Genomic DNA, 1,407 nt, shown 5'->3' with positions numbered 1-1,407 from the left:
CCATACGTTATGGATTGGCGTATGGATGACTGGAGTCTGTCCAGCCGGGTTTCCCCATTCAGATATCTCCGGATCATCGGATATTTGCTCCTCCCCGAAGCTTTTCGCAGCTTATCACGTCTTTCATCGGCTCTTAGTGCCAAGGCATCCACCCTGCGCTCTTTCTAGCATAACCAACTCCCTTCTCCCACGGGAATGGGATCCGGTTACACATGCATAGCGTTGCATGCGTTGGTATTTCAGGTCGTTTTTTTACTTCGTTTTCTCGAAGATGTAAGTTAATCATTACCTTGCGGTGATGATCACCTCGGATGTCTTTCTCTATTTGAGAATTGATTTATTTTTGTATGCAGTTTTCAAAGTACATGTCTGACTGAAGTTTATCAGTCATTAAAAACCAAAATCTCTTTTGATCTTTAATCACTGGTAAAAACCAGCTATCGTAACAGCACTGCCCTGCTGATTGGGTTGACCGCAGAATCCCCTTCGGTTCTGTGTCTGTATCTATGCTGAAAGACTAGTGCGGTAGCTAACCACCACTTAGTCGCTTGACGCTTTGGAGCGATTCTCCAAAGTTTCATATTAAATCAAGCACAGTCTGCTTATTTTCTTTTTTATAATCTGGCGGCCACCTGCTCTCCCACACCGTCTCCAGTGCAGTACCATCGGCCGATCAGGTCTTAACCATCGTGTTCGAGATGGGAACGGGTGTGTCCCCTGACCGCATCGCCACCAGAAGCATTGAGTTTTGATAACTCAACAATAGACAACGAACTTTCCTTACTTCTTCTTCCTTAGAAAGGAGGTGATCCAGCCGCACCTTCCGATACGGCTACCTTGTTACGACTTCACCCCAGTTATCGGTCCCACCTTCGGCAGCTCCCTCCTTACGGTTGGGTCACTGACTTCGGGCGTTACCAACTCCCATGGTGTGACGGGCGGTGTGTACAAGACCCGGGAACGTATTCACCGCGACATGCTGATTCGCGATTACTAGCGATTCCAGCTTCATGTAGTCGAGTTGCAGACTACAATCCGAACTGAGACGTTATTTTTGAGATTTGCTTACCCTCGCAGGCTCGCTTCCCTTTGTTTACGCCATTGTAGCACGTGTGTAGCCCTGCTCATAAGGGGCATGATGATTTGACGTCATCCCCACCTTCCTCCAGGTTATCCCTGGCAGTCTCTCCAGAGTGCCCATCCAAAATGCTGGCTACTGAAGATAAGGGTTGCGCTCGTTGCGGGACTTAACCCAACATCTCACGACACGAGCTGACGACAACCATGCACCACCTGTCACCGGTGTTCCGAAGAAAAGGCGTCATTACACGCCGGTCACCGGGATGTCAAGAGCAGGTAAGGTTCTTCGCGTTGCTTCGAATTAAACCACATGCTCCACCGCTTGTG

General features: G+C 48.8%; 3 rRNA genes. All 3 read right to left on the bottom strand.

Annotation, left to right across the window (positions count from 1 at the left end):
- A 23S ribosomal RNA gene (locus AB5213_RS17115) occupies positions 1–175 on the bottom strand; the annotation flags it as partial.
- A 444-nt stretch (positions 176–619) separates the two neighbouring features.
- A 5S ribosomal RNA gene (gene rrf, locus AB5213_RS17110) occupies positions 620–737 on the bottom strand.
- Between the two features lie 61 nt (positions 738–798).
- Positions 799–1,407, bottom strand: a 16S ribosomal RNA gene (locus tag AB5213_RS17105); the annotation flags it as partial.

Origin of the sequence: Coprococcus sp. RTP21204st1_G4_RTP21204_210225 (assembly GCF_040915385.1) — a bacterium.
Lineage (GTDB): Bacteria > Bacillota > Clostridia > Lachnospirales > Lachnospiraceae > Allocoprococcus > Allocoprococcus comes.
The sequence above is the reverse complement of the archived record's forward strand: the minus strand, read 5'-3'. Positions and strand labels throughout refer to the sequence as shown.